The organism is Lederbergia citri (genome assembly GCF_018343625.1).
GTDB lineage: Bacteria > Bacillota > Bacilli > Bacillales > Bacillaceae_C > Lederbergia > Lederbergia citri.
In genome coordinates, this window is record NZ_JAGYPG010000001.1 from 613,613 (window position 1) to 636,320 (window position 22,708).

Annotated in this window: 23 protein-coding genes and 1 pseudogene; 17 read left to right on the forward strand and 7 right to left on the reverse strand. The window is 34.2% G+C overall.

All coding sequences use genetic code 11. The features are described 5' to 3' along the window. Window positions 1–39 precede the first annotated feature (39 nt). Window positions 40–1,377 carry a type I glutamate--ammonia ligase gene (gene glnA, locus KHA97_RS03180; protein WP_213123299.1) on the forward strand — a complete coding sequence of 446 codons (1,338 nt, stop codon included), beginning with the start codon at window positions 40–42 and terminating at the stop codon, window positions 1,375–1,377. Window positions 1,378–1,520: 143 nt separating this feature from the next. On the opposite strand, the pseudogene KHA97_RS24710 reads toward glnA, so the two are convergent. Then, window positions 1,521–1,662 (reverse strand): annotated as a pseudogene (locus KHA97_RS24710) (site-specific integrase); the annotation flags it as partial. Between KHA97_RS24710 and KHA97_RS03185 the strand changes: the two are divergent. The 4 genes from KHA97_RS03185 (at window position 1,638) to spoIIP (ending at window position 7,597) form a co-directional block, all read left to right on the forward strand. Further along, complete coding sequence (locus tag KHA97_RS03185) at window positions 1,638–1,835, forward strand: hypothetical protein (protein WP_213123300.1); 198 nt, start codon at window positions 1,638–1,640, stop codon at window positions 1,833–1,835. The pseudogene KHA97_RS24710 and the gene KHA97_RS03185 overlap by 25 nt on opposite strands. A gap of 153 nt (window positions 1,836–1,988) precedes the next feature. Continuing rightward, window positions 1,989–2,804, forward strand: a complete 816-nt coding sequence (locus tag KHA97_RS03190) for an SGNH/GDSL hydrolase family protein (RefSeq protein ID WP_213123301.1) — start codon at window positions 1,989–1,991, stop codon at window positions 2,802–2,804. Window positions 2,805–3,477: 673 nt separating this feature from the next. Further along, complete coding sequence (gene ppc / locus KHA97_RS03195; RefSeq protein ID WP_213123302.1) at window positions 3,478–6,228, forward strand: phosphoenolpyruvate carboxylase; 2,751 nt, start codon at window positions 3,478–3,480, stop codon at window positions 6,226–6,228. Between the two features lie 286 nt (window positions 6,229–6,514). After that, a complete protein-coding gene (gene spoIIP, locus KHA97_RS03200) occupies window positions 6,515–7,597 on the forward strand; it encodes a stage II sporulation protein P (RefSeq protein ID WP_213123303.1) in 1,083 nt (360 codons plus the stop codon). Window positions 7,598–7,628: 31 nt separating this feature from the next. Here spoIIP and lexA read toward each other — a convergent pair whose 3' ends face one another. Then, window positions 7,629–8,252: a transcriptional repressor LexA gene (gene lexA / locus KHA97_RS03205; protein ID WP_213123304.1), complete on the reverse strand. Its 624-nt coding sequence runs from the start codon at window positions 8,250–8,252 to the stop codon at window positions 7,629–7,631. A gap of 160 nt (window positions 8,253–8,412) precedes the next feature. On the opposite strand from lexA, the gene yneA reads away from it, so the two are divergent. The 7 genes from yneA to KHA97_RS03240 all read left to right on the forward strand — a co-directional run bounded on the left by yneA (window position 8,413) and on the right by KHA97_RS03240 (window position 13,900). Next, window positions 8,413–8,736 carry a cell division suppressor protein YneA gene (gene yneA, locus KHA97_RS03210; RefSeq protein ID WP_213123305.1) on the forward strand — a complete coding sequence of 108 codons (324 nt, stop codon included), beginning with the start codon at window positions 8,413–8,415 and terminating at the stop codon, window positions 8,734–8,736. A 12-nt stretch (window positions 8,737–8,748) separates the two neighbouring features. Beyond that, entirely contained in the window at window positions 8,749–9,420 is a 672-nt protein-coding gene (locus KHA97_RS03215) for a YneB family resolvase-like protein (protein ID WP_213123306.1), read from the forward strand. Window positions 9,421–9,503: 83 nt separating this feature from the next. Beyond that, window positions 9,504–9,737: a DUF896 domain-containing protein gene (locus KHA97_RS03220; protein WP_213123307.1), complete on the forward strand. Its 234-nt coding sequence runs from the start codon at window positions 9,504–9,506 to the stop codon at window positions 9,735–9,737. Window positions 9,738–10,081: 344 nt separating this feature from the next. Further along, complete coding sequence (gene tkt, locus KHA97_RS03225; RefSeq protein ID WP_213123308.1) at window positions 10,082–12,085, forward strand: transketolase; 2,004 nt, start codon at window positions 10,082–10,084, stop codon at window positions 12,083–12,085. 175 nt (window positions 12,086–12,260) lie between these two features. Continuing rightward, entirely contained in the window at window positions 12,261–12,698 is a 438-nt protein-coding gene (gene sirA, locus KHA97_RS03230; RefSeq protein ID WP_213123309.1) for a sporulation inhibitor of replication protein SirA, read from the forward strand. Between the two features lie 76 nt (window positions 12,699–12,774). Continuing rightward, window positions 12,775–12,987, forward strand: coding sequence for a YneF family protein (locus tag KHA97_RS03235; protein ID WP_213109772.1), 213 nt, complete (start codon window positions 12,775–12,777; stop codon window positions 12,985–12,987). 379 nt (window positions 12,988–13,366) lie between these two features. Then, window positions 13,367–13,900, forward strand: a complete 534-nt coding sequence (locus tag KHA97_RS03240) for a hypothetical protein (RefSeq protein WP_213123310.1) — start codon at window positions 13,367–13,369, stop codon at window positions 13,898–13,900. A gap of 533 nt (window positions 13,901–14,433) precedes the next feature. On the opposite strand, the gene KHA97_RS03245 is transcribed toward KHA97_RS03240, so the two are convergent. Next, the gene (locus tag KHA97_RS03245) at window positions 14,434–14,598 is read right to left on the reverse strand and encodes an aspartyl-phosphate phosphatase Spo0E family protein (protein WP_213123311.1); all 165 of its coding nucleotides are present in this window, start codon (window positions 14,596–14,598) and stop codon (window positions 14,434–14,436) included. A gap of 294 nt (window positions 14,599–14,892) precedes the next feature. Between KHA97_RS03245 and KHA97_RS03250 the strand changes: the two genes are divergently transcribed. Further along, window positions 14,893–15,603, forward strand: a complete 711-nt coding sequence (locus KHA97_RS03250; protein ID WP_213123312.1) for a cytochrome c biogenesis CcdA family protein — start codon at window positions 14,893–14,895, stop codon at window positions 15,601–15,603. 87 nt (window positions 15,604–15,690) lie between these two features. Further along, window positions 15,691–16,149 (forward strand): CcdC family protein, encoded by a 459-nt coding sequence (locus KHA97_RS03255; protein ID WP_407657976.1) that lies wholly within the window; start codon window positions 15,691–15,693, stop codon window positions 16,147–16,149. A gap of 26 nt (window positions 16,150–16,175) precedes the next feature. Here KHA97_RS03255 and KHA97_RS03260 read toward each other — a convergent pair whose 3' ends face one another. The 3 genes from KHA97_RS03260 to KHA97_RS03270 are packed head-to-tail and all read right to left on the reverse strand — an operon-like array spanning window position 16,176 to window position 17,377. Beyond that, the gene (locus KHA97_RS03260) at window positions 16,176–16,535 is read right to left on the reverse strand and encodes a fluoride efflux transporter FluC (RefSeq protein WP_213123313.1); all 360 of its coding nucleotides are present in this window, start codon (window positions 16,533–16,535) and stop codon (window positions 16,176–16,178) included. Then, the gene (gene crcB / locus KHA97_RS03265; RefSeq protein ID WP_233713377.1) at window positions 16,532–16,933 is read right to left on the reverse strand and encodes a fluoride efflux transporter CrcB; all 402 of its coding nucleotides are present in this window, start codon (window positions 16,931–16,933) and stop codon (window positions 16,532–16,534) included. Before crcB ends, KHA97_RS03260 begins: the two co-directional genes overlap by 4 nt. 15 nt (window positions 16,934–16,948) lie before the next feature. Continuing rightward, entirely contained in the window at window positions 16,949–17,377 is a 429-nt protein-coding gene (locus tag KHA97_RS03270; protein WP_213123315.1) for a DUF2621 domain-containing protein, read from the reverse strand. A 217-nt stretch (window positions 17,378–17,594) separates the two neighbouring features. On the opposite strand from KHA97_RS03270, the gene KHA97_RS03275 reads away from it, so the two are divergent. From KHA97_RS03275 to KHA97_RS03285, 3 genes are read left to right on the forward strand one after another with little or no spacing between them, the layout of a single operon-like run. Beyond that, a complete protein-coding gene (locus tag KHA97_RS03275) occupies window positions 17,595–18,740 on the forward strand; it encodes an exonuclease SbcCD subunit D (protein WP_213123316.1) in 1,146 nt (381 codons plus the stop codon). Further along, the gene (locus KHA97_RS03280; RefSeq protein ID WP_213123317.1) at window positions 18,737–21,871 is read left to right on the forward strand and encodes an AAA family ATPase; all 3,135 of its coding nucleotides are present in this window, start codon (window positions 18,737–18,739) and stop codon (window positions 21,869–21,871) included. The genes KHA97_RS03275 and KHA97_RS03280 overlap by 4 nt, the downstream gene beginning before the upstream one ends. A gap of 10 nt (window positions 21,872–21,881) precedes the next feature. Further along, window positions 21,882–22,061, forward strand: a complete 180-nt coding sequence (locus KHA97_RS03285) for a hypothetical protein (protein WP_213123318.1) — start codon at window positions 21,882–21,884, stop codon at window positions 22,059–22,061. 281 nt (window positions 22,062–22,342) lie between these two features. On the opposite strand, the gene KHA97_RS03290 is transcribed toward KHA97_RS03285, so the two are convergent. Beyond that, window positions 22,343–22,564, reverse strand: a complete 222-nt coding sequence (locus tag KHA97_RS03290; protein ID WP_213123319.1) for a hypothetical protein — start codon at window positions 22,562–22,564, stop codon at window positions 22,343–22,345. Window positions 22,565–22,708: the final 144 nt, after the last annotated feature.

The following is a 22,708-nucleotide window of genomic DNA, read 5'->3' on the forward strand; positions in this document are numbered from 1 at the left end:
GATGGACTACGTTCATCAATTAGGAGGATACTGGGAAAAATGGGCATGTATACAAAAGAAAGTATATTACAACTATCAGAAGAACAAAACGTGAAGTTTATTAGGCTGCAATTTACGGATATTTTAGGCACCGTAAAAAACGTAGAAATTCCGATCAGTCAGTTGGAAAAAGCATTGGATAATAAAATGATGTTTGACGGATCATCAATTGAAGGATTTGTTAGAATTGAAGAATCTGATATGTATCTTTATCCTGATCTAGATACATGGGTTATTTTTCCGTGGACTGCAGAAAAAGGTGGAAAAGTGGCTCGATTGATTTGTGACGTATATGGTTCTGATTTAAAACCATTTCCAGGGGATCCTCGCAGCAATTTAAAAAGAGTATTAAAGGAAATGGAAAGATTCGGTTTTTCTAATTTTAATCTAGGACCAGAACCTGAGTTCTTTCTATTCAAGTTAGACGAAAATGGCGATCCTACGTTAGATTTGAATGATAACGGCGGTTATTTTGACCTTGCTCCAACGGATCTTGGTGAAAACTGTCGCCGTGACATCGTGTTGGAATTAGAGGAAATGGGATTTGAAATAGAAGCATCTCATCACGAAGAAGCACCTGGACAACATGAAATAGATTTTAAATATGCGGATGCTGTAAAAGCTTGTGACCAAATCCAAACATTTAAACTCGTAGTTAAAACAATCGCCAGAAAACATGGTTTGCATGCAACCTTTATGCCAAAGCCTTTATTTGGTGTAGCGGGATCAGGAATGCATTTTAATATGTCTTTATTTAAAAATGGAGAAAATGCATTTTTCGATGAAAATGGTGAGTTGAAAATGAGTGAAACGGCTTATCAGTTTTTAGCCGGAGTTCTTAAACATGCACCAGGTTTTACAGCCATTACAAATCCAACTGTCAATTCCTATAAAAGGCTAGTGCCGGGATATGAAGCCCCATGTTATATAGCATGGTCTGCACAAAATAGGAGTCCGCTTGTGAGAATTCCATCATCAAGGGGTTTAAGTACACGTATAGAAGTTCGAAGTGTGGATCCTACAGCAAATCCGTATCTTGCAATGGCGGTGTTATTAAAAGCGGGATTGAGCGGGATTGAAGATCAATTAACCCCACCGCACTCTGTTGATAAAAATATATATAACATGAATAAAGATGAAAGAATGGAAGAAGGGGTTATCGATCTTCCGTCAAATCTTCACGAAGCGCTCGAACAGCTAAAACAAGATGAGGTCATTAAAGCCGGTCTAGGCAAACATATTTTTGAGAATTTTGTCGAGGCGAAAGAAATTGAATGGGATATGTTCCGTACCCAAGTCCACCCTTGGGAAAGGGAACAGTACATGAGGATGTATTAACCTTGGTATATAAGGTTTAGGTTCGGGGTGAGTCGTACAGTTAATTGTAATATTACCTAACACTCCGAATTCACCCCAAAAAATGAGTAAAAAAAATAATTACTATGAAATGCTGTCCATGTTTTCATTAAATCGGGCAGCATTTATTTTATCGATTTTTTGGAAACGTGAGAATAAACATCTGCTGTTATTTGCATACTTTCATGAACTAAACATTCTTGAATGTATTTCATATCTACACTGCTTCTGTAGGATAGCATGTGTATAACGTAGAGTTTTCTTTGGGTATAGAAGCTATTTGTCCTACACCAGCAACAAATGCAAAAATAGTTAGGGATAAAAAGGATGCTTATGTTTTTATCGATTACCATCAATCTGTTAAAGGTGTAAATGTGAAGTTGAATGACTTTATCGATAAGTCTGTAACCATTATTGACAGTGAAAACTTTACTAAATGATAGTTGATACTGAAGGGGTTACTTTTAATATCGCAAATCGATACGGTTATTCAGTAATAAATTTGAATTGATTGCTTAATAAAACACTAAAATATCAAGAAAATATTGGAAAATAAAGTAATGTTTTGTATGATAAAATGCAGGGGGAATAAAATGAAAAAAAACAACAGGACATTACTTTTATCTTTATTTTGCGTATGCATTTTAGTAATAAGTTTCATTTTCTGGAACAATAAGATGACGCCTAACAATTTTAAGGTTGATGCAGCAACTAACAATTCAAACGGAGTAAATGGTCAACAAATAAGTGTGATTTTATTAGGTGATAGCAACACAAGAATTTCCTATTTTGACGAAACACCTACTAAGAAATGGGCAAACATTATTGAAAAAGAATTAGATATAAAAGTAACTAATTTCGGGATTGGTGGGAGAAGCACGTCAGATATCTTAACCAGTGGTAAGCGAGAAAAAACAAAAGATAGATGGGTAGGTGAAGGTTGGAAAAAGGTAGATGGAGATTATTATATTATTTGCTTCGGTTTAAATGATAGCAAATATTATAATGAATATACCTTTGAAAAGTATACAAGAGAGTTAATTAATATTATCCAAAACGAATTAAAAGGAATCCCTATTTTGATGACAAACGTTTATGTTCCATACCCAGATTATTTTAGTTTTGATCGAAACAAAGTAATAGATTCTTTTGACAACATTAAAAGGAAATTGGCAACAGAATTAAATCTGGACTTAATAGATGTTAATGATAGATTTAAAAAAGAATGGAAAGAGAATGGTATTTGGGATACACGCATCAGAACGTCAAAAATTTGGGGAGCTACAGAGGATAAAGCAAAAACAGTTAATGAAGGTTGGTTCGACAATATCCACTACAATGAATTGGGTAATAAAATTGTTGCAGAGGAAATAATAAAATATTTTCAGGAAAATATAATTAGTCAATAGGAGCAAAAAGCAACATATCACCTTGTCGTGAATGTGGCGGTCCTCTATAAAATGAAAATGTCTTGACGGGTTTCTGCGAAGATTGTTCAAAAGATAAGTAAAATATATTTACAGCATCTAAAGAGGTGCTTTTTTTGTTTACCCAGAAAGTAGATGTGGAAAGATATTAAAAATAATCATCAGCTGCAGCCGATCCTTTAATCTTTCATCGGAAGAGGTTGCAGTATGGAGGTATTAACTTTTAATGAGATAAATTAACACCAAAAAATTTACCCCGATATTTTTTATAAGAGATAAAAGTGTTTGACAAGAATAAACTTGAAACTTCATTATATAAAGTAAATGGATAAACAAAAATACTATAAGTCATCGTAAAACATATTCCGTACGCAAGTCCACCCTTGGGAAAGGGAACAGTATATGAGTATGTATTAATTGAAATTAGCTCCGAAATTAACTGCCTATTTTTCTGTAAATATCGACAGGTATCATTTGATATGCAGAATTACGTATGATAAAATATTATGTACTTTCAAGTGGTACATAATCCATCTGGCAGGGACAGTTTATACCCCTTGGGGAGATAAACTGTCTTTGGTTTTATTAAATCCTTTATTAATGGATTTTAGAAATGAATTTGAATTGTCGTGTTTTGGGAAGAGGAGGAGATAATATGAACAACACAGTTGATCATAACGCTCAATTGCGAAGTGATGTAAAAAAGCTAGGCAATATCCTAGGCGAAATATTAGTTCATCACGGCGGTATAGAACTTTTTAATAAAGTTGAAGACATACGTGAATTAACAAAGAGCTTGCGAAAACAGTATGATGAAAAAACTTATTCAGAATTAAAAAATATGATCAGTAGACTTGAGCCACCCACTCGTCAGCATGTTATCAGGGCTTTCTCTATTTATTTCCATCTCATTAATATAGCTGAACAAAATCATAGAATACGTCGTAGAAGAGATTACCAGCTGTCAGATGTAGGCGGACAACCCTTTTCATTGGAAAATGCAGTTTCCAAAGTAAAAGAATTAAATCTATCGAATGAGGAGCTTCAACAAGTTTTAAATGATTTATCGATAGAACTAATCATTACGGCACATCCTACTGAAGCGACAAAAAGGACCGTACTAGAAATTCAAAAGAGAATTTCGTCAATTCTACAGAAACTTGATAGTCCGATGGTGACAAAGAAAGAACGAAGGAACTATGAGGATAGTTTATTTAATGAAGTAACGGCTTTGTGGCAAACAGATGAGTTACGACATAGAAAGCCAAAAGTTTTAGATGAAGTAAAAAATGGTCTTTATTATTTCGATGAAACTTTATTTGATACATTGCCTTCCGTACATCAAGAACTAGAATTGCAACTACAAAATAATAACCCGGATTTTCATTGGAAAGTACCTAACTTTCTTCGTTTTGGATCATGGATTGGTGGAGACCGTGATGGGAATCCAAACGTAACTCCAGAGATTACTTGGGAAACTTTGCAAATGCAGCGAAGTCTTGTTTTAAAGAAATATAATGAATCAATCAATGAATTGATGAAAAGATTTAGTCAATCCACCGAACGAATCCAAGTCAGCGATGAATTAATAGCATCTGTTGAACGAGAAGAACCGAAATACTTAACTGAAGATGAAAGATGGCCAATTGAATCTGAAGTCTATCGAAGAAAATTTGCAATTATTTTAAAAAGACTCCATGAAGTTGGAAAATCGGAACTTGGATATAAAAATTCAGATGAACTATTAAACGATTTAGTTCAAATAAGAGAAAGCGCTGAAAGTCACCAACCAGCTGATAGAAAGCTGAAAACGATTAGAAAATTAATTAGGCAAGTTCAATTGTTTGGTTTCCACTTAGCTACTTTAGATATAAGAAATCATAGCGGTGAACATGAAGCGGCTGTAAATGAATTATTAAAAGCGGTTAATATTACGGAAAATTATTCTGAACTTCCGGAAGAAGAGAAGATAGCTATCCTTAAGAAAGTTTTAAGTGATCCAAGGCCTCTACTTTTGCTAGAAGAGGGCTATTCCAAAGAAACGCTGTCGATATTGAATGTCTTTAAACTTATTAGAAAAGCTCATGTGGAATTCGGTAAACGTTCTATAGAGGTTTACTTAATTAGTATGACCCAATCTGCAAGTGATTTATTGGAAGTTCTTTTATTAGCAAAAGAAGCAGGAATTTATCGCCTTTTCTCAGACGGTAGATTGGAAAGTGATCTGCATGTCGCTCCGCTGCTAGAAACAATCGATGATTTAGTTGCAGGACCAAAAATATTAAAATCATTGTTTGAAATGGATGTTTATCGCAATCACTTAGTTAAGCGCGGAAATCACCAGGAAATTATGCTCGGTTACTCCGACGGAAGTAAAGATGGCGGTACATTAACGGCGAATTGGAAGCTGTTTAAAGCTCAACAAGAAATTCATAATATGGCAAGAGAGTTTAATATTCGTTTGAAATTCTTCCACGGTCGTGGCGGTTCTCTTGGTCGTGGTGGCGGCTCCTTAAATACAAGTATTCTATCTCAGCCTGTTGAAACGCTTGGTGATGGCGTAAAAATTACTGAGCAAGGAGAAGTTCTTTCTTCCAGATACTTATTGGGAGATATTGCATATCGTAATTTAGAACAGGCGGCATCTGCCTTGCTAGAAGCTTGTTCAAAAGTTGCATCTGCAAACGATCATGCATATTTACGCAAAAAAGAATGGGAAATTGCGATGGAGGAAATCTCAAAGCATGCATTGGAAAAATACCAATCTCTCGTATTTGGAGATAATGACTTCTTAACTTACTTTAATCAGGCTACTCCATTAAAGGAGATAGGAGCTTTAAATATTGGTTCAAGACCAATGAGTAGAAAAAATAGTCAACGCTTTGAAGATCTCCGTGCGATTCCTTGGGTTTTTGCTTGGACACAATCAAGGCAAATGATTCCTGCGTGGTATGCGGCGGGTACAGGTCTCGAATCATTCTTAAATCTAAATGAGTCGAATCTTGAATTGCTGCAAACGATGTATAAACATTGGCCATTCTTTAGATCTACAATTAATAATTTGCAAATGGCATTAATGAAAGCAGATATGGCTACTGCGAAAGAATATTTAAGTTTAGTTGAGGATCCAGCGATTGCAAAACGGATATTTGAAAATATCTCTGATGAATATTACACAACGAGAAAAGTTCTTTTGCAAATCTCTGGTAACGAAGAATTATTGGCCCATACGCCAAATATTCAAGAATCCGTCCATCGACGCAATCCTTATGTAGATCCTTTAAACTTTTTACAAGTGGATCTCATTAAGAAATTACGAGAAACTGAAAATCCATCAGATGATCTCGTTACGGAAGTACTGCTTACGATTAATGGAGTAGCAGCAGGATTGGTTAATACCGGTTGATATATCATTTTAAAAACCTTGTGGTTAATTAGAGCCACAAGGTTTTTTTGCTTGCCAAAAAACTATACATTTTGATTTTGTTTTATGAAATACATTTAGCGTTAGTAGCCATATTCTAGTAAACTTCTTGTCCTTTCCCCTTACGACCAATTTGCCTTTAATTTTTATTGTCTTTCCTTTATTACCAACATTTTTTCTTCTATCATTTTTTTTCCATTTTTATTCATAGTCTATTATTTTTTTCATATAAATGAAGTGTAGTTACAATTCATAAAAGGATGAGACGATGATTAAATTTGCGGCAAGATCCTCACTATCAGTTATAGCTGTATTTTTTATTATTTCCGTAATTGCTTTTTCTAGTCTGAAAATTAGTTCGTTCTCCTTAGGAGGAACCGAATCATCTCGAACAGATTCGTTTCTTTACATCATGTCCATAGAAAATCACTCGCTTCATTCCATATTGCCAACTCAACCTGATAGATCACTTGGAAAAGCAGCATTAGAAATATTAACTAATATTAATCTTGCTGATATGAAAACATTTTTATTTACAGAGATTCCTGGGTTGCACGCATCAAGCCCGAAAATCCTTATTGCTGGCCAAGGGACAGATTTTACAAATCTACCGATTGAATCACCTCCTCCCCAAGATTTTGGACTAGAGAATGTAACAGATGAACCGGAAACTTTACCTAATGAGGAAAAGAAAGAGTTAACAAATGATTATATCGCCTTTATTTACCATACACATACGTGGGAATCGTTTCTTCCACTACTTCCAGAATCTAATAATCCATCAAGTAAAGAAAAAAATGTGACGATCCTAGGAAAAAGGTTAGGGGAAAAGCTTCAAGAAAAAGGAATTAAAACTTTGGTAGATACGTCAGATGTCCAAGAAAAGCTCTTGAAAAGAGGAATGAAATATTATCAATCCTATACAGTTGCAAGGGAAAGTGTTGTAGAAGCAATGGGACAAAACAAACAACTTCAACTAATGTTTGATATTCATCGAGATTCAGCTAGAAAAAATGTTACGACAAAAGAAATAAATGGAAAGCCATACGCAAAATTATATTTCGTCGTTGGCACGGCACATCCGAACTATGGGAAAAATTTTGAATTTGCATCTAAACTGCATAAATTGCTTGAAAAGAAATATCCTGGTATTTCTAGAGGGGTCTATGATAAATCGAAAGCTGAAGGAAATGGCATCTACAACCAAGATTTATTTGAGCATAATTTAGTAGTAGAAATTGGTGGTATTGATAATACTCTCGAGGAACTAAATAGAACAGTGGATGCTCTTGCTGAAGTAATCAGTGATTATTATTGGGGAGAAGCAGTGGAAGCTAGTAAAAATAAATAGAGCCAAAAACTCTGGCTCTATTTTTCTACAATTAATGTATTACTTGTCTATACAGTCCAATCACTTTTCCTAATATAGAAACCTCTCGTAAAATAATCGGTTCCATATTCGAATTTTCCGGCTGAAGGCGGAAATAATCTTTTTCTTTAAAAAATCTTTTTACAGTTGCTTCATTTTCATCTGTCATAGCTACTACGATTTCACCATTATTTGCTGTACTTTGTTGGCGTACGATTACATAATCGCCATCTAATATACCTGCTTCAATCATACTTTCACCAACAATTTCTAGCATAAACACATGATCGTCTGCTGGTGCAAGTTGTTCAGGGAGAGGAAAGTATTCTTCAATATTTTCAATTGCAGAAATCGGCAAACCTGCTGTTACTTTACCAACTAATGGTACATTGACTGTTTTTTGACGAGGAATAGAATCTTCTTCAGGCTGAATGATTTCTATCGCTCTAGGCTTTGTAGGATCACGTCGAATTAATCCTTTATTCTCAAGTCGAGCAAGATGCCCGTGAACAGTAGAACTAGAGGCTAGTCCTACAGCTTCCCCTATTTCACGAACGGAAGGTGGATACCCTTTTGATCTAACTTCAAGCTTTATAAAGTCAAGAATATCTTGTTGTCTTTTCGATAATTTTATCAATTATTGTCACTCTCCCTTATCTCAATAATAACTTAACCTCATTATATCATGGACTACCTATGTATACAAACATAAGTTCGAATTTTAGTTGACAACAAACATCCGTTCGTATTACAATCAATTGTAAATAAGAACGCACATTCGAAAGAAGGTAATATATATGGTTTCATTATGGAAGAAATACTCTTATGCAATTCTATTTTTCATTATTACAATATTAATGGGATTTTATATATTATTTAGCGGTACTGAAAAGAATCATACAGATCTCGTCATTACCGTTCAAAAAGGAGATACACTATGGTCCATCTCTCAAAAAAATAGTGAACGTTTTGGTATGAGCACGACTGATTTTATGAAACTATTAGAGAAGGAAAATCAATTAAAAACGACTTCAATCAAAAGTGGAGATCTACTCGTCATTTCCGGATCTAATATAAAATTTACAAATGATAAGGTTGAATATGCATTTAAAGAGAAATGAGGCAGTGAGTACATGAAAGCAATTATTTATTGCAGAGTCAGTACGGAAAAAGAAACACAGGAAACATCACTACGTAGACAAGAAGAAGAGTTGCTTGCTGCAGCTAAGACTTGGGGATTTGAAGTCGCATCGGTTATATGCGATCAATCAAGCGGGTACGACCTTAATAGGCCAGGCATTATGACATTGCTAGAGAAAATTAAATCTGATGATATTGATGCAGTATTGATTCAAGATGAAACAAGACTAGGAAGAGGAAATGCAAAAATTGCACTACTACACACACTATTTAAAGAAAAAGTTATTTTATATAATCTTTCACATAATGGGGAATTGCAACTGTCCGAAACTGATTCTATGATTTTGAATATAGTTAGCATGGTGGAAGAGTATCAAAGAAAATTACATAATATTAAAATTAAGCGCGGCATGAAAAAAGCAATCGAAAGAGGATATCGTCCAGAAAAGAATTTAAAAAGAAGAGGGAATATTGAAGGAAGGGAAAGAAAAGAGGTCCCTTTACAAGAAATTATCAGGTTAAGGAATAATGGACTGACTTTCAGTGAAATCGCAGCTACGATGAGAGGCTTTGGTTACGACGTATCTAAAGCTACTGTTCATAGAAGATATAAAGAGTATGCTGTACATAGTGAAAATAGTTCGAAAAGGGCAGATGATTTGTAGTCTCGCCCTTTTTTTAGTACCATAATGCTAATCTTAGGTTATCAAGCCTAAAATAATAAACCTTTAAATAAGGAGTTTTTTTAATGCTGTCAAAAGAAAAACTTTTAAGAATAAATCAATTAGCCAAAAAAGCGAAAGAACAAGGTCTTACCCAAAAAGAAGCAAAGGAACAAACAAGTTTGCGCTCTGAATACTTAAAAACCTTTCGTTCTTCCATGCGGAATACAATTGAAAATGTACGAGTATTTGATGTAACTGGTGAAGATGTAACTCCGGATAAAGTAAAAGAAATCCAAGCAAGGAAAAAACTTCACTAATCTTTTTTATGAAATGTATAACTCAAGCGTCTAGCCCTCAGGTCAAATAATTGGTTACGTTTCAAAATTATGTATCCGAACATTTGCTTGTCGGAGGGATGCAGGATGTTGGTCAGGAATGCGTTGCGATGTATATATGTGTAGGCGAAGCTACAGGACGGCAATGTCTTGCCTGTAACAGGACGTTGCGTCCTTAGCCTTCTTTCATCTTCAATCCGCTTGAGCTTTTTCTTAAAATGTGTAGCGATAAGTGCAACTTTCTCAATTTTTTAATAATAGTTGTTTAATCAAACATTTATCATTATTATAGATATATGTAAATTTAGATAGAAAGGTTGTTGTCAATGTTTGAAAAAGTAGATCAACTGGCAGTGAACACAATTAGAACTCTTTCCATTGATGCTATTGAAAAGGCCAATTCTGGTCATCCTGGTTTACCAATGGGTGCTGCACCAATGGCATATACTTTATGGACACGTTTTATGAACCATAACCCTAAAAATCCTGCGTGGTTTAATCGCGATAGATTTGTTCTTTCCGCTGGTCACGGTTCTATGTTGTTGTATAGTTTGCTCCATTTATCAGGATATGGAGTCGAAATTGAAGATTTAAAGAACTTCCGTCAATGGGGAAGCAGAACACCAGGACATCCGGAATATGGCTATACTCCAGGTGTAGAAGCAACTACAGGACCTTTAGGTCAAGGGATTGCAATGGCTGTTGGTATGGCTATGGCTGAAAAACATTTAGCGGCGATTTATAATAAAGATCATTATAATGTTGTCGACCATTATACATATGCATTATGTGGCGACGGAGATTTGATGGAGGGCGTAGCTTCAGAAGCCGCATCACTTGCTGGTCATCTACAGCTTGGAAAAATGATTTTATTATATGATTCCAACGATATTACGCTTGATGGAGAGTTGGATAAATCATTTTCTGAGAATGTAGGTGAACGTTTCAAAGCTTATGGCTGGCATTATATTAAGGTTGAAGACGGAAACAATATGGAGGAAATTGCCAAAGCAATTGAAGCGGCAAAAGCAGAGACTTCGAAACCAAGCTTAATTGAAGTAAAAACAATTATTGGATATGGCTCACCAAATAAATCTGGAAAATCAGCTGTTCATGGTGCTCCTCTTGGTGAAGATGAAATGAAGCTGACTAAGGAATATTATAAGTGGACTTTTGAGGAGGATTTTTACGTTCCATCTGAAGTCTATGACGTTTTTGAAAAAACGGCTATTCAAAATGGTAAAGATAAGGAAGCTGCATGGGAAACCCTATTTTCTAAGTATAGGAATGACCATCCAGAACTAGCTTCACAACTTGAAACGTCAATATCCGGAAAACTACCAGAAGGTTGGGATAAAGATCTTCCTGTATTCGAAGAAGGCACTAGCCTTGCAACGAGGAAGTCAAGCAACGAAGCTTTGAATGGTATCGCGAAAAACTTCCCACATTTATTTGGCGGAGCTGCAGATTTGGCCGGCTCCAATTATACAATGATCAAAGGTGAAACAGATTTAAGCGCCGAAAACTTTTCAGGTAAAAATATTTGGTTTGGCGTAAGGGAATTTGGTATGGCAGCCGCTATGAATGGAATTGCTCTACATGGTGGTCTGAAAGTTTACGGTGGAACATTTTTTGTTTTCTCTGATTATTTACGTCCTGCTATTCGCCTTGCAGCTTTAATGGAACTTCCAGTCACATATGTATTAACACATGATAGCATCGCCGTTGGTGAAGATGGTCCTACACATGAACCAATTGAACAGCTTGCATCCTTACGAGCTATGCCTGGTTTATCGATCATTAGACCAGCAGATGCAAATGAGACAGCAGAAGCTTGGCGCCTAGCAATCGAGTCAAGTCACAAACCAACTGCATTGATTTTAACTCGTCAAAATTTGCCAACATTGCCTAGAACTTCTAAAAATGCGAAAGAAGGAGTAGAAAAAGGCGCCTACGTTATTTCGCCGACTGAAGGCAAAGCAGACGCACTTTTACTTGCAACGGGATCTGAAGTGAATCTAGCGGTAGAGGCACAAAAATCCCTTGCCCAAAAAGGAATCAATGTGTCAGTTGTGAGTATGCCTTCATGGGATCGATTTGAAGCACAAACAAAAGAATACAAAGAATCGGTTCTCCCGAAATCTGTTAAAAAACGATTAGCTATAGAGATGGGTTCATCATTCGGTTGGGAGAGATATACTGGTGATGAAGGAGATACTTTAGCAATCGATAAATTTGGAGCTTCTGCACCAGGTGAAAAAGTGATTGAAGAATATGGATTCACGGTTGAAAATGTAGTTAGCAAAGTGGAAAAATTATTAGAACAATAATTTTCTAAAAGGGAGGAACTAAAATTTCCTCTCTTTTTTTATGGCAATATGCAGGAAATATGAAATAATTAAAGAATAACCATACTATATTAGATTATTCATACAACTTTAGACAAATATTTTATAATACCTCGTCTACAATAGGAGAAAAAGGTGACTGAGGAGTGTTATTACGATGAGAATCTATCTGATTTATTTAATAGAGGATGAATTTGCGGAATTCTTTTATGGCAGAGAACGTAAGTTTGTTGAACTTTTCATAGCCGAACGAAAATTACGTGGAGACATGAAAGAAATTGTTCAAAAACAAATAAAATACATTACGAAGCCTTTGCCCTATTTAGATCTACATAGACATCTAGCACACTCAGTCGAGAATCAAGAATTTTATATAAAGGGAAAGGTTTATTGCACCGAGAATACCAGTGTCTACGAAGGAGCAGAATTATCGATAGGTGAACACTGCTTGCAATTAAAAGCATGGGGAAGCTATGCATGTGAATCTATTTTTTTTGAAGCATTAAGGAAATTTAATGGCCGATTTTTAGCGATGGATATTGAGAATGATCAATATGGTTGGGTAAAACCAATAAAAGAACGAAAATTCGTATGAAAACGTGGTACATTATTGTATAATATTCGGGTATTTAGTAAACTGAAGTGTAGACAACTTGAAGGAGGAAACTAGGATGTTTTGGTATTTTTTCTGGGCATTTATTGGGATATTGGCAGGAGTGGCACTTGGCTTCTTTATTGCCCGTAAATATATGATGAATTATTTAAAGAAAAACCCACCAATCAATGAACAAATGTTAAAAATGATGATGATGCAAATGGGTATGAAACCATCGCAGAAGAAAATCAATCAGATGATGTCTGCAATGAATAAGCAGATGAAATAATTAACATTGATTTATCAATCTAATATTTTCTTAAAACCACTTTTTATGTTGGAAAAACCAAGGAAAGTGGTTTTTTGTTGTTATTAGAAGATGTAGTTAAGGAGTACGACTATAATTGTTCAGAATGTACTAAGGAAACAATAACTAATAAACTCCAAAAGCAAATCAAGTTGAAGTAAAAAAGGAATTAAAATTTAAAAAATATCATTTTTCTACCTGAAAGCTATTCCTGCTGTTGCTCAGAAGGTATTAGTTTATAACACATCTCCCTTAATGAGATGTTTTAAATTTATTTAAGACTAGGTAAGAATTGGATCCTTGCGAAATCTTTTTGGTTATTAGATAATGTACTTTGTGACTATTTTTAGGGGGAGACTAAATGCATAAACTGATAGTATTATTATTCTCAGCTTTAATAGTATTAGCTGGGTGTTCTAATGATCAACCAAAAGAACAAGAACAAAAACAAAAAGCATTAAAACAAACAGAAGAAAAACCACAAAAAGAAACAGTGGAAACTGATGATTCAGTAGAAGGACAAGAAATCGATACAAGCATGTATGAGTATGCGAAGAACGTGGATGTCACAGATGCTATCGATGTAAATGAACATATTACACTAATTATTGAAATGAATGACAGCTTACAACCTGGACTAGCTTTTCAGCATGCTACCAATCAAACTTATGACTTTTTAGAACAAGATGCTATTAAAGGTGCTAAGACAGTTGGAATCAATATAATATTAAACGGTAATAAAATTGCTATGTATACAGTGAATGTAGCTGATTTCAAAACAAATGATGATGAGCCTATGGCACAACTAGTTCTTGATGCATCAACTATTGAAATGCTTAGTCCAGAAGTAAAAGAATATGCAGAGATTATGGATTTAAAACTAAAAGAAGAATAGTTATTTTCTTAGACATCCGTTAACTTGGATGTCTTTTTATATTTTAATGAATGGGAAAGATTTTATATGTGCGATTGTAGATGTTGTATGAAATTAAAAATAGGTTTGAGGAGTTTAATATTGGAATGGCTAGGATTAAGCGGTTACAGAATGAAATAGGAATGGCTTCTAGAAAAATTATGGACTGGAAAGTTAAATCAATTAAGATTATTTCTTAGCCAAATGATGAAATTACTGATGAAGATATTTCATTAAAACAATGAAAATTTTCTTCTATGGGTCGTTTAGTTCCAAATGAGAGAAATTAAAATACCTACTCCTTAAAGGTATTTTTTCATAATAAAAAAAGTAGTTAAATCAGATGGGTAAAACTATAAAATATCAACGCTATGATGCAAATGGGTATGAGACATCCTAGAAAAAACAGATCAGATTATATCTATAATGAAATAAAATGAGAAGGATATAAAAACGGATGCCAACAGTAAGGGGATCCGTTTTTATATCCTAAAAGATTCGATACATCAATGGTTTCAAGTAGCTTTTTTCAATAGTAAATGATAGTACTGATTGATCAGAGTATCAAGTTCCATACTATACTGAAGAGACAATGCCGATGTCAAACCAGTTTGAGCAGCGACTGAAATTAGTTGTTGGCGCTTATTTTCAATTTTTGCAAGCAGCTGTTTATTTGACATAGTCTATTATCCTTTCTATGATGATATTTGTTTCCATGTTCGGACTAATTAATAGTTCCAAGGTGTTTAAATATACATCTAAGGTTGTTTTATAATCTATGTATACATTAGTACGATTAATTTATAGAAACGTTTCAAAAAACTATTATTAAAAGTATTATACCAGATAATAACATATTTTCAAATGTTATAACAATTTTTTTCTTCGACACAGAAGATTCACAATCCTAATGTGAACTTATATGTTATAAATTTGGTAGAATGGATACAAATTAGTTTAGGAGTTGTAAATGAATGACTGGAGATATTAATTTGCTATTGGCTTTCGGAGCGGGCTTTTTAAGCTTCATATCGCCATGCTGCCTACCGTTATATCCAGCTTTTTTATCTTATATAACAGGTATGTCTGTTAGCGAACTCAAAAATGAGCAGGCAATGCTGAGTAGAAGAAGTATGTTGCATACCATTTTCTTCTTATTGGGATTTTCTGTGATTTTCATTTTTTTAGGGTTTGGAAGCTCATTTATAGGCCAATTTTTTTTGGATTACCAAAATTTAATTAGACAAATTGGTGCGATTTTTATTGTCCTTTTTGGATTAATGGTTACTGGTATTTTTTCTCCAAAATTTTTGATGAAGGATCGTAGAATTGAATTTAAACACCGTCCTGCAGGATATGTTGGATCTTCCTTAATTGGTATGGCATTCGCCGCTGGTTGGACGCCATGTACTGGCCCTATTTTGATGATGGTTATTACACTAGCGGCTACTAACCCAGGCTCTGGTGTGCTATATATGCTAGCATACACACTAGGATTTGCCATTCCATTTTTTATCCTATCCTTCTTTATAGGGCGCATGAACTGGATTCGAAAGCATAATGTAAAAATCACTAAGATTGGTGGATACATTATGATTTTTGTTGGTATCCTGCTTTTCTTTGATGGATTGTCGCTGATTATCAGTATTTTTTCTTATTTTTTCGGTGATTTCGTAGGCTTTTAAATATGGAAAAGTATTTTATTTCAACATGAAGAATCTTTGTGTATAATGTTTACGTTAAATATATTGAAGTTTTAAGGGATGATGGAATTGAAAATATTAATACCCTCAATTTTAGCGGTAATGATGAGCATAGGAGTCATTTTTATACGAATGAAGGCATCTCATAAACCGGTATCTGCAAAGAAAATTATCCTTCCTCCCGTTTTTATGAGTACCGGTGCTCTTATGTTTATATCCCCTTATTTTCGGGTGACAAGCATGGAGATTGTTGAAGCAATTGTCGTAGGAATGCTATTTTCTATTTTATTAATAAAAACGTCAAAATTTGAAGTGAGAGATAATGCGGTGTATCTTAAACGCTCTAAAGCATTTGCCTTTATTCTAATCGGGCTATTGCTTGTGAGAATAGTTGCCAAGTCTATATTAAGCCAACAAATCGAAGTTGGCCAATTAAGTGGCATGTTTTGGATCTTGGCATTTGGAATGATTGTTCCTTGGCGCATTGCAATGTTAATACAATATAAAAAACTTGTAGTAACCATTTAGAAAAAGCAGCCGCAAAGCTGCTTTTTTCATTTTTCTAAAGAAATTCCTATGATAAGACCAAGAAAAGCCAATGCAAATCCGATAATATAACTTAAAAAAGAATAAAGGAACATAATTTTATATTTGCCTTCTAAAATCAATTTTACGTTCTCTACGATTAAGGTGGAATAAGTAGTAAAAGATCCTAAAAATCCTACTCCAAAAAATAAGCGCATACTTGAGGGGAAGACTGAACCAATTATAATTCCAAGTAAAAAAGATCCGACTGTATTTACAAAAAAGGTTGCAAACGGGAAATTTGAAGTATTTTGCTTTATAAGCTGACTTACTCCATATCTAGCAATGGCTCCAAAAAAGCCGCCAATCGCCACGTAAAGAAACATCATGTTTTGGATACCTTCTTCCATGTTTTCCCTGAACCATTAACTATTCCTACTAATGCCAATGCGAGTCCTCCGATAAAGCTACTGACAAAATAAATAAATAGTTGTACATAATGATGCTCAATCACTAATTGAACGATATCTGTACTAAATGTGGAGAAAGTGGTAAAGGAACCGATTAGCCCGGTTCCTATAGAGAGATGAAGGTAAGAAGGAAGTTTTGGAAAACGACTATAAAATCCTGTTAGTAAGCCAAGAAAATATGAACCAACGAGATTAACGATTAAAGTATCAAATGGCAGAAAGTGATTTGGCAATCCGATATGAATAGAACTGATAAGAAACCGTAATAAACTCCCGATTATTCCTCCTATTCCTACTGCCAAATACTTCATCTTCATCACCTGTTATAGCTTCTATAAAAATAAATGTTCATATGGTGTAACATCAATATTCATTTCTGCTAATTTTTTCTTTAAAAACTTATGATCCCGTTTAGGAGTTGCTAAAATATATCCTCTGATTAACACATCGAGGTCGATTTTTTTTACTTTTTCTTTTAGTGCAATTTCTCCTATTTTACCAGCTATCTTTTGTCTAGCTACATCCCTGAATAATTCAGGAACTGGACTGACCAATTCATCTAGAAGCGATTTTTTATCTGGCGTCCATAGATTTTGCGTTTTTTTAACGTAAAATTCTTCCCAATCCATATCTGATTTTCCATCTTCTTTAGGCAGTCTCTTTAAAAACTTTCGAAACATAAAAAAACCGCCTATTGCCATTAAGGAAATAAGAATAAAGACCCAAAAAAGAATAAACCATACAAACCAACCGGAAAGCACTTTTCATTTCACCTCATTTTAAAAAAGAACCAATATAAACCATTATAACGAAATAAAAAACATAATGACAAGTTACTAATAACTTAGAGACAGGGAGTTCCTGTTTTCGTAAAGAATTCATATAGAGAAACAGCATTTTCAACTATATAAATTGTATAACGCCACCTCTATTGTTAGTTTGGTATAATAATAGAAAAATGCTAAAGGGGGAATTCAGGTGAAATTTATACATACTGCCGACTGGCATTTAGGAAAGCTTGTGCATGGCGTATACATGACCGATGAGCAAAGATATATCCTGAATCAATTTGTGCAATTAATTGAAGAAGAACAACCTGAAGCGATTATTATTGCTGGAGATCTATATGATCGTTCGGTGCCTCCAACGGAAGCAGTCAGTCTTCTGGAAGAAATGTTATTTAAAATAAATGTGGAACTAAAGACTCCTATTATAGCGATATCAGGTAACCATGATAGTGCAGAGAGACTATCTTTTGGATCTTCATGGTATAAACATAGCAAGCTTTATATAAATGGCAAAATTCAAGATAGCTTCAAACCAATACATATAAACGGAGTTAATTTCTATTGTGTTCCTTATACTGAGCCAGGAATTATTAAACAATATTTTCAAGATCAATCCATTTCATCACATGACGAGGCGATGCGTCGAATTGTTTCAGAAATTGAAGAATCTATAAATCCAAACGAACCGAATATATTTGTTGGACATGCTTTTGTATTAGGGGGAAAAACAAGTGACTCTGAACGTACCTTATCAGTCGGGGGATCTGGGTGTGTTTCAGTTGAACATTTTTCACCTTTCTCCTATACAGCGTTAGGACATTTACATAGTCCGGATGCAATTAAACACGAAACAGTACGCTATTCAGGATCTTTATTAAAATATTCTTTTTCAGAAGTGAACCATCAAAAGAGTGTATCTGTAATTGAAATGAATCAAAATGGATCATATGTATTACAGACAAAAAACCTAGTCCCTGAGAAAGATATGAGGGAGATTAGCGGCTATTTAGAGGAATTATTGGACCCTAGTTTCTATCAAAATCAAAAAGCAGATGACTATTTAAAGGTAACGTTGCTCGATGAAGGTGCTTTGATTGATCCGATAAATAAGCTTAGGCATATTTATCCAAATGTGTTGCATTTAGAAAAAAGAATTGAACAATATGACTTATTAAAAAAACATTCACTTACGAATGTAGGATTTGAAAAAAAATCCGAATTGGATTTATTTAATGATTTTTATAATGAAATGACGACTAGTGAATTTTCGGATGAAAAAAGACGTTTAATGGCACAAATGATCGACGATGTTAGAAAAGGGATGGTTCTTGTATGAGACCGCTAAAATTAATGATGCAAGCTTTCGGCCCATATGCAGATACTGAAATAATTGATTTTACAAAGCTTGAAAATCGAACCATGTTCGTTATTTCAGGCAAAACTGGTTCAGGCAAAACGACGATATTTGATGGGATTAGTTTTGCGATATACGGTCGAGCCAGTGGAGATGACCGTGTTGGAGCCGATTTACGGAGCCAATTTGCCGAGGACGATCTCATAACGGAGGTATCACTCGAATTCTCATTAAAAGGCAATACGTACTACATATGGAGATCACCTCAGCAAGAAAAGAAAAAAAGCCGAGGGGATGGCTTTACAATCGTCAATGCAAAAGCAGAATTATATATCATTGAATCTACTGGTGAACGCAAGCTTTTAGCAGCAAATGTTAGAGAAACGGATGAGAAAATCAAGGAGATTATTCAACTAGATGCCAATCAGTTCCGTCAGATTTTAATGATCCCTCAAGGAGAATTTCGTAAACTGTTAATCTCTGATAGTAAAGAAAAAGAAGCAATCTTGCAGAAGCTTTTTCATACGGAAGTATTCAAGCAAATCGAGGAAAAATTAAGGGAATATGCTAGTAGCCTGAAAAGGGAAGTTGAGTTTGGGGTTGCGGAGAGAAATCGCCACTTAAAAAATATCGTATACAAAGATAATGAACTGTTAGACGAAGCTTTAAGTGAAGAACCACTTAACGATACATATATATTACTTCTATTAGGTGACTTAATAGCACAATTGGAAGCTGAATTTGAAATTGTAAAGAAAAATATGGAGAAGCAAAAAATAAAACGAGATGACGCTAAACTAAATGTAGATTCAGCAGAAGATTTAATAATGCAAATAAGTATTCTTGATCAACTTGTTGAACAAAAAAACACCCTATTAAAAAAAGAACAAGAAATTGACCTAAAGAAAAATGAAATTGATTTGGCTCATAAAGCGAATAAACTACAACATCAAGAAGATTTATGTCAAAGATTAAAATGTGATTTAGATCAATTCAATTCAAGGTTAATTCAAGAGAAAGATCAATTAGTCCAACTTGAAGCTGAGCTTGAAAAAGCTGATGAGCAGCTTACTTTAGAAGAAAATCAGAGTAGTAGAAGAGAGCAATTAATTACTGAATTAACAATGCTTAAAAATGTTCGAGAACATGTTTTATCTTATGCATCTCGTAAGTCACAAGTTAAAAAAGTGGAAGAAGATTTGAAGCAATGCCAAACTCAAATATCGAAGGACAAATCGATTTTAGAAAAAAAGGCAGATGAAATAAAAGAGCAAGAAACCCGGTTAAAAGAGCTGGAAAAGCTTCAAATTCAAACCTTTGAATTTGATAAAAAAGTCAGGAATTTAGAAGAAGGATTACAATCTTTACGAAAGCTGACAAGTATTATAGAAAACAAAACTTCTTTAGAAGAGAAGATAAAAATCAAGAAGTCAGAGGTTGATCATGCTAAAAAAGTTGTTGATGATGCGAGGGAATCATTAAAGGTATTGGAAAAACAATGGATGACAGGGCATGCTGGACATCTTGCTGCATCGTTAGTAAATGGTCAACCTTGCCCTGTATGTGGCTCGTCTGATCATCCGAACCCTGCAGTTGAAACGAATATTCAGTTTAATGAAAATGATATTAATTCAGCTAAGGAAAATGTTGAGTCCGCTCTTTCATACCATTCTAATCTTGAACGAGATTGGATGAAAATGAATGTAGAAGAAGAGTCATTAACAAATCAATTGAATGAAACGTTTGAAAATACTTTGAATATGATCCCTGATTTTACTCTTCAAAAGAAAGATGTTTTTTTGCATGATTATGAGCTAGAAGTGGCCAAAACGGAAGAAACTTTGAATGAAGCAAGATTGAAAATAAAACAAATACCTTCTATTGAAAAAAATATTACGGATTTAAAAATCGTAATAGAAGAAGGAAGGGCAAAGGTAGAACAATTACAAGAAAAGGAACGTAGTCTATCTATATTGTATTCGGAACAAGTACTTGAATTTGAAAATGTAAGCCGTTCTATACCTGAAGAACTTAGAGAAATAGATCAATATGAAAAGAAAGTTATTTCCATTGAAACAGAAATCCAAAAAATTGATCATTCTTTAAAAATGGCAAGGGAATATTTTTCGCAAATTAGTGAAAAAGTAGCTGTTTCTAAGGGTACGATTAAAAACCATGAAGATAATATCAAATCAGTAACAGAAGCATTAAACAAAGAACGAAAAATCTTTTTAGAAAAATTAGAAGAGGAGAACTTCAGTTCATTTAAACATTATAATCAAGCAAAAAGGAATGTTGATGAAATAAACCAACTTGAGGTTTTCATTCGAAATTATTTTGAGGAATTAAGATCAGTAACAGATAGGCTATCTGATTATAATTTGCGACTGCAAGAGAAGGAAAAACCTGATTTAGAACGACTGCAAATGGAATTAGAAGAATGTGAACGCCTCTTTCATTCATTGGGAGAACAACATTCTCATTTAAATGTACAGAAAGAAAAAAATAAAGAAATCCAGTTAGCTGTTACAACTATTAATCAGCAAATAAAAGATTTAGAAAATGAGTATGAACTAGTGGGTCACTTATCTGACATTACTAGAGGACAAAACACGTATAAGCTTTCCTTTGAACGCTTTGTTCTCGCCTCTTTTTTAGATGGAATATTAGATGCTGCAAATGTACGACTTATTAAAATGACAAATGGTAGATACCGATTACTGCGTAAGAAAGATAGATCAAAAGGAAATATTCAAAGTGGATTAGAACTACTAGTATATGACCAATATACTGGACAAGAACGCCATGTAAAAACTCTTTCAGGTGGAGAAAGTTTTAAATCAGCACTTGCTCTTGCACTTGGACTTTCTGATATTGTTCAAGAATATGCGGGTGGGGTATCACTTGAAACAATGTTTATAGATGAGGGCTTTGGTACATTGGATCCTGAATCTCTAGATCAAGCGATTGAGGCTTTAATGGACATCCAAAGCAGTGGAAGACTTGTAGGAATTATCTCTCATGTTCCAGAGTTAAAAGAAAGAATTGATGCAAGACTTGAAGTGATGGCTGACCATAATGGCAGTAAGACTGAATTTCAATTTATAGGTTGAAGGTGATGTATTGGAACGCACATATTTCGTAGCAACTCTTATTTTTGGCTTATTTATTTTAGTAAGTCTGGCAGTCTTTGCCTATTATGCCTTTAAATTGGGCTATCCTATTATCGGAGTAATCCTTGCTTTTATTTTCCTAGCATCTGCTTCGATGAATATCGTTTTATTTCGAAAATGGAAAAATTAAAGAGTAAAAGACCTGATTCTTTTTTGGCAGGTCTTTTACTCTTTATTACGATTTTTTTCTTGATTTTTAAGAAAAACAATAAAAATGATAACGGCAGCAGTGAACAATACGAACATGATACCTGATAATAATACTGCAATACTTGTGACTCCCAATAGTATACCTCGTTTCTAACAATATATATTTAACCATACCATGTTTTTAAAGAAACATATGTTAAATCTTTATGAAGCTTCTTATTCAAAAATAGAGCGGCCAGGAATATCCTGACCGCTCTCATATTACCCCTTAAAAGAAGAAAATAATGTAATTATCCCTGTTATTATGATTGCTAAGGCGAATATTACAACTGCAATAACTGCAATTGTTAGCAAGATGCTGGCTAAGGCACCTAATAGGCTTGCTACACTAGAAAGAACGACCAAACCAATTATAGCGTAAGCAGCCAAAATACAAGCGAGATATAATGAGACTTTATTTTCACCAAATTTGAGACCCATCATAACACCTCCTTGGTAAATATTCTATGACTGGAAAAAAAGATTGTGTAGACAAGAGGTGAAAATAAATGTTTTTACTAAATGGATAACAATTATTATCCTTGTTTTAAAAATTGAAAAAAGGGTAATTTATAACAAATAAGGAGG

Bases quoted from the DNA above. Each gene is read 5' to 3' on its own strand.
- glnA (WP_213123299.1), top strand. From the start codon at position 40: ATGGGCATGTATACAAAAGAAAGTATATTACAACTATCAGAAGAACAA.
- KHA97_RS03190 (WP_213123301.1), top strand. From the start codon at position 1,989: ATGAAAAAAAACAACAGGACATTACTTTTATCTTTATTTTGCGTATGC.
- ppc (WP_213123302.1), top strand. From the start codon at position 3,478: ATGAACAACACAGTTGATCATAACGCTCAATTGCGAAGTGATGTAAAA.
- spoIIP (WP_213123303.1), top strand. From the start codon at position 6,515: ATGATTAAATTTGCGGCAAGATCCTCACTATCAGTTATAGCTGTATTT.
- yneA (WP_213123305.1), top strand. From the start codon at position 8,413: ATGGTTTCATTATGGAAGAAATACTCTTATGCAATTCTATTTTTCATT.
- KHA97_RS03215 (WP_213123306.1), top strand. From the start codon at position 8,749: ATGAAAGCAATTATTTATTGCAGAGTCAGTACGGAAAAAGAAACACAG.
- KHA97_RS03220 (WP_213123307.1), top strand. From the start codon at position 9,504: ATGCTGTCAAAAGAAAAACTTTTAAGAATAAATCAATTAGCCAAAAAA.
- tkt (WP_213123308.1), top strand. From the start codon at position 10,082: ATGTTTGAAAAAGTAGATCAACTGGCAGTGAACACAATTAGAACTCTT.
- sirA (WP_213123309.1), top strand. From the start codon at position 12,261: ATGAGAATCTATCTGATTTATTTAATAGAGGATGAATTTGCGGAATTC.
- KHA97_RS03235 (WP_213109772.1), top strand. From the start codon at position 12,775: ATGTTTTGGTATTTTTTCTGGGCATTTATTGGGATATTGGCAGGAGTG.
- KHA97_RS03240 (WP_213123310.1), top strand. From the start codon at position 13,367: ATGCATAAACTGATAGTATTATTATTCTCAGCTTTAATAGTATTAGCT.
- KHA97_RS03245 (WP_213123311.1), bottom strand. From the start codon at position 14,598: ATGTCAAATAAACAGCTGCTTGCAAAAATTGAAAATAAGCGCCAACAA.
- KHA97_RS03250 (WP_213123312.1), top strand. From the start codon at position 14,893: ATGACTGGAGATATTAATTTGCTATTGGCTTTCGGAGCGGGCTTTTTA.
- KHA97_RS03260 (WP_213123313.1), bottom strand. From the start codon at position 16,535: ATGATGTTTCTTTACGTGGCGATTGGCGGCTTTTTTGGAGCCATTGCT.
- crcB (WP_233713377.1), bottom strand. From the start codon at position 16,933: ATGAAGATGAAGTATTTGGCAGTAGGAATAGGAGGAATAATCGGGAGT.
- KHA97_RS03280 (WP_213123317.1), top strand. From the start codon at position 18,737: ATGAGACCGCTAAAATTAATGATGCAAGCTTTCGGCCCATATGCAGAT.
- KHA97_RS03290 (WP_213123319.1), bottom strand. From the start codon at position 22,564: ATGATGGGTCTCAAATTTGGTGAAAATAAAGTCTCATTATATCTCGCT.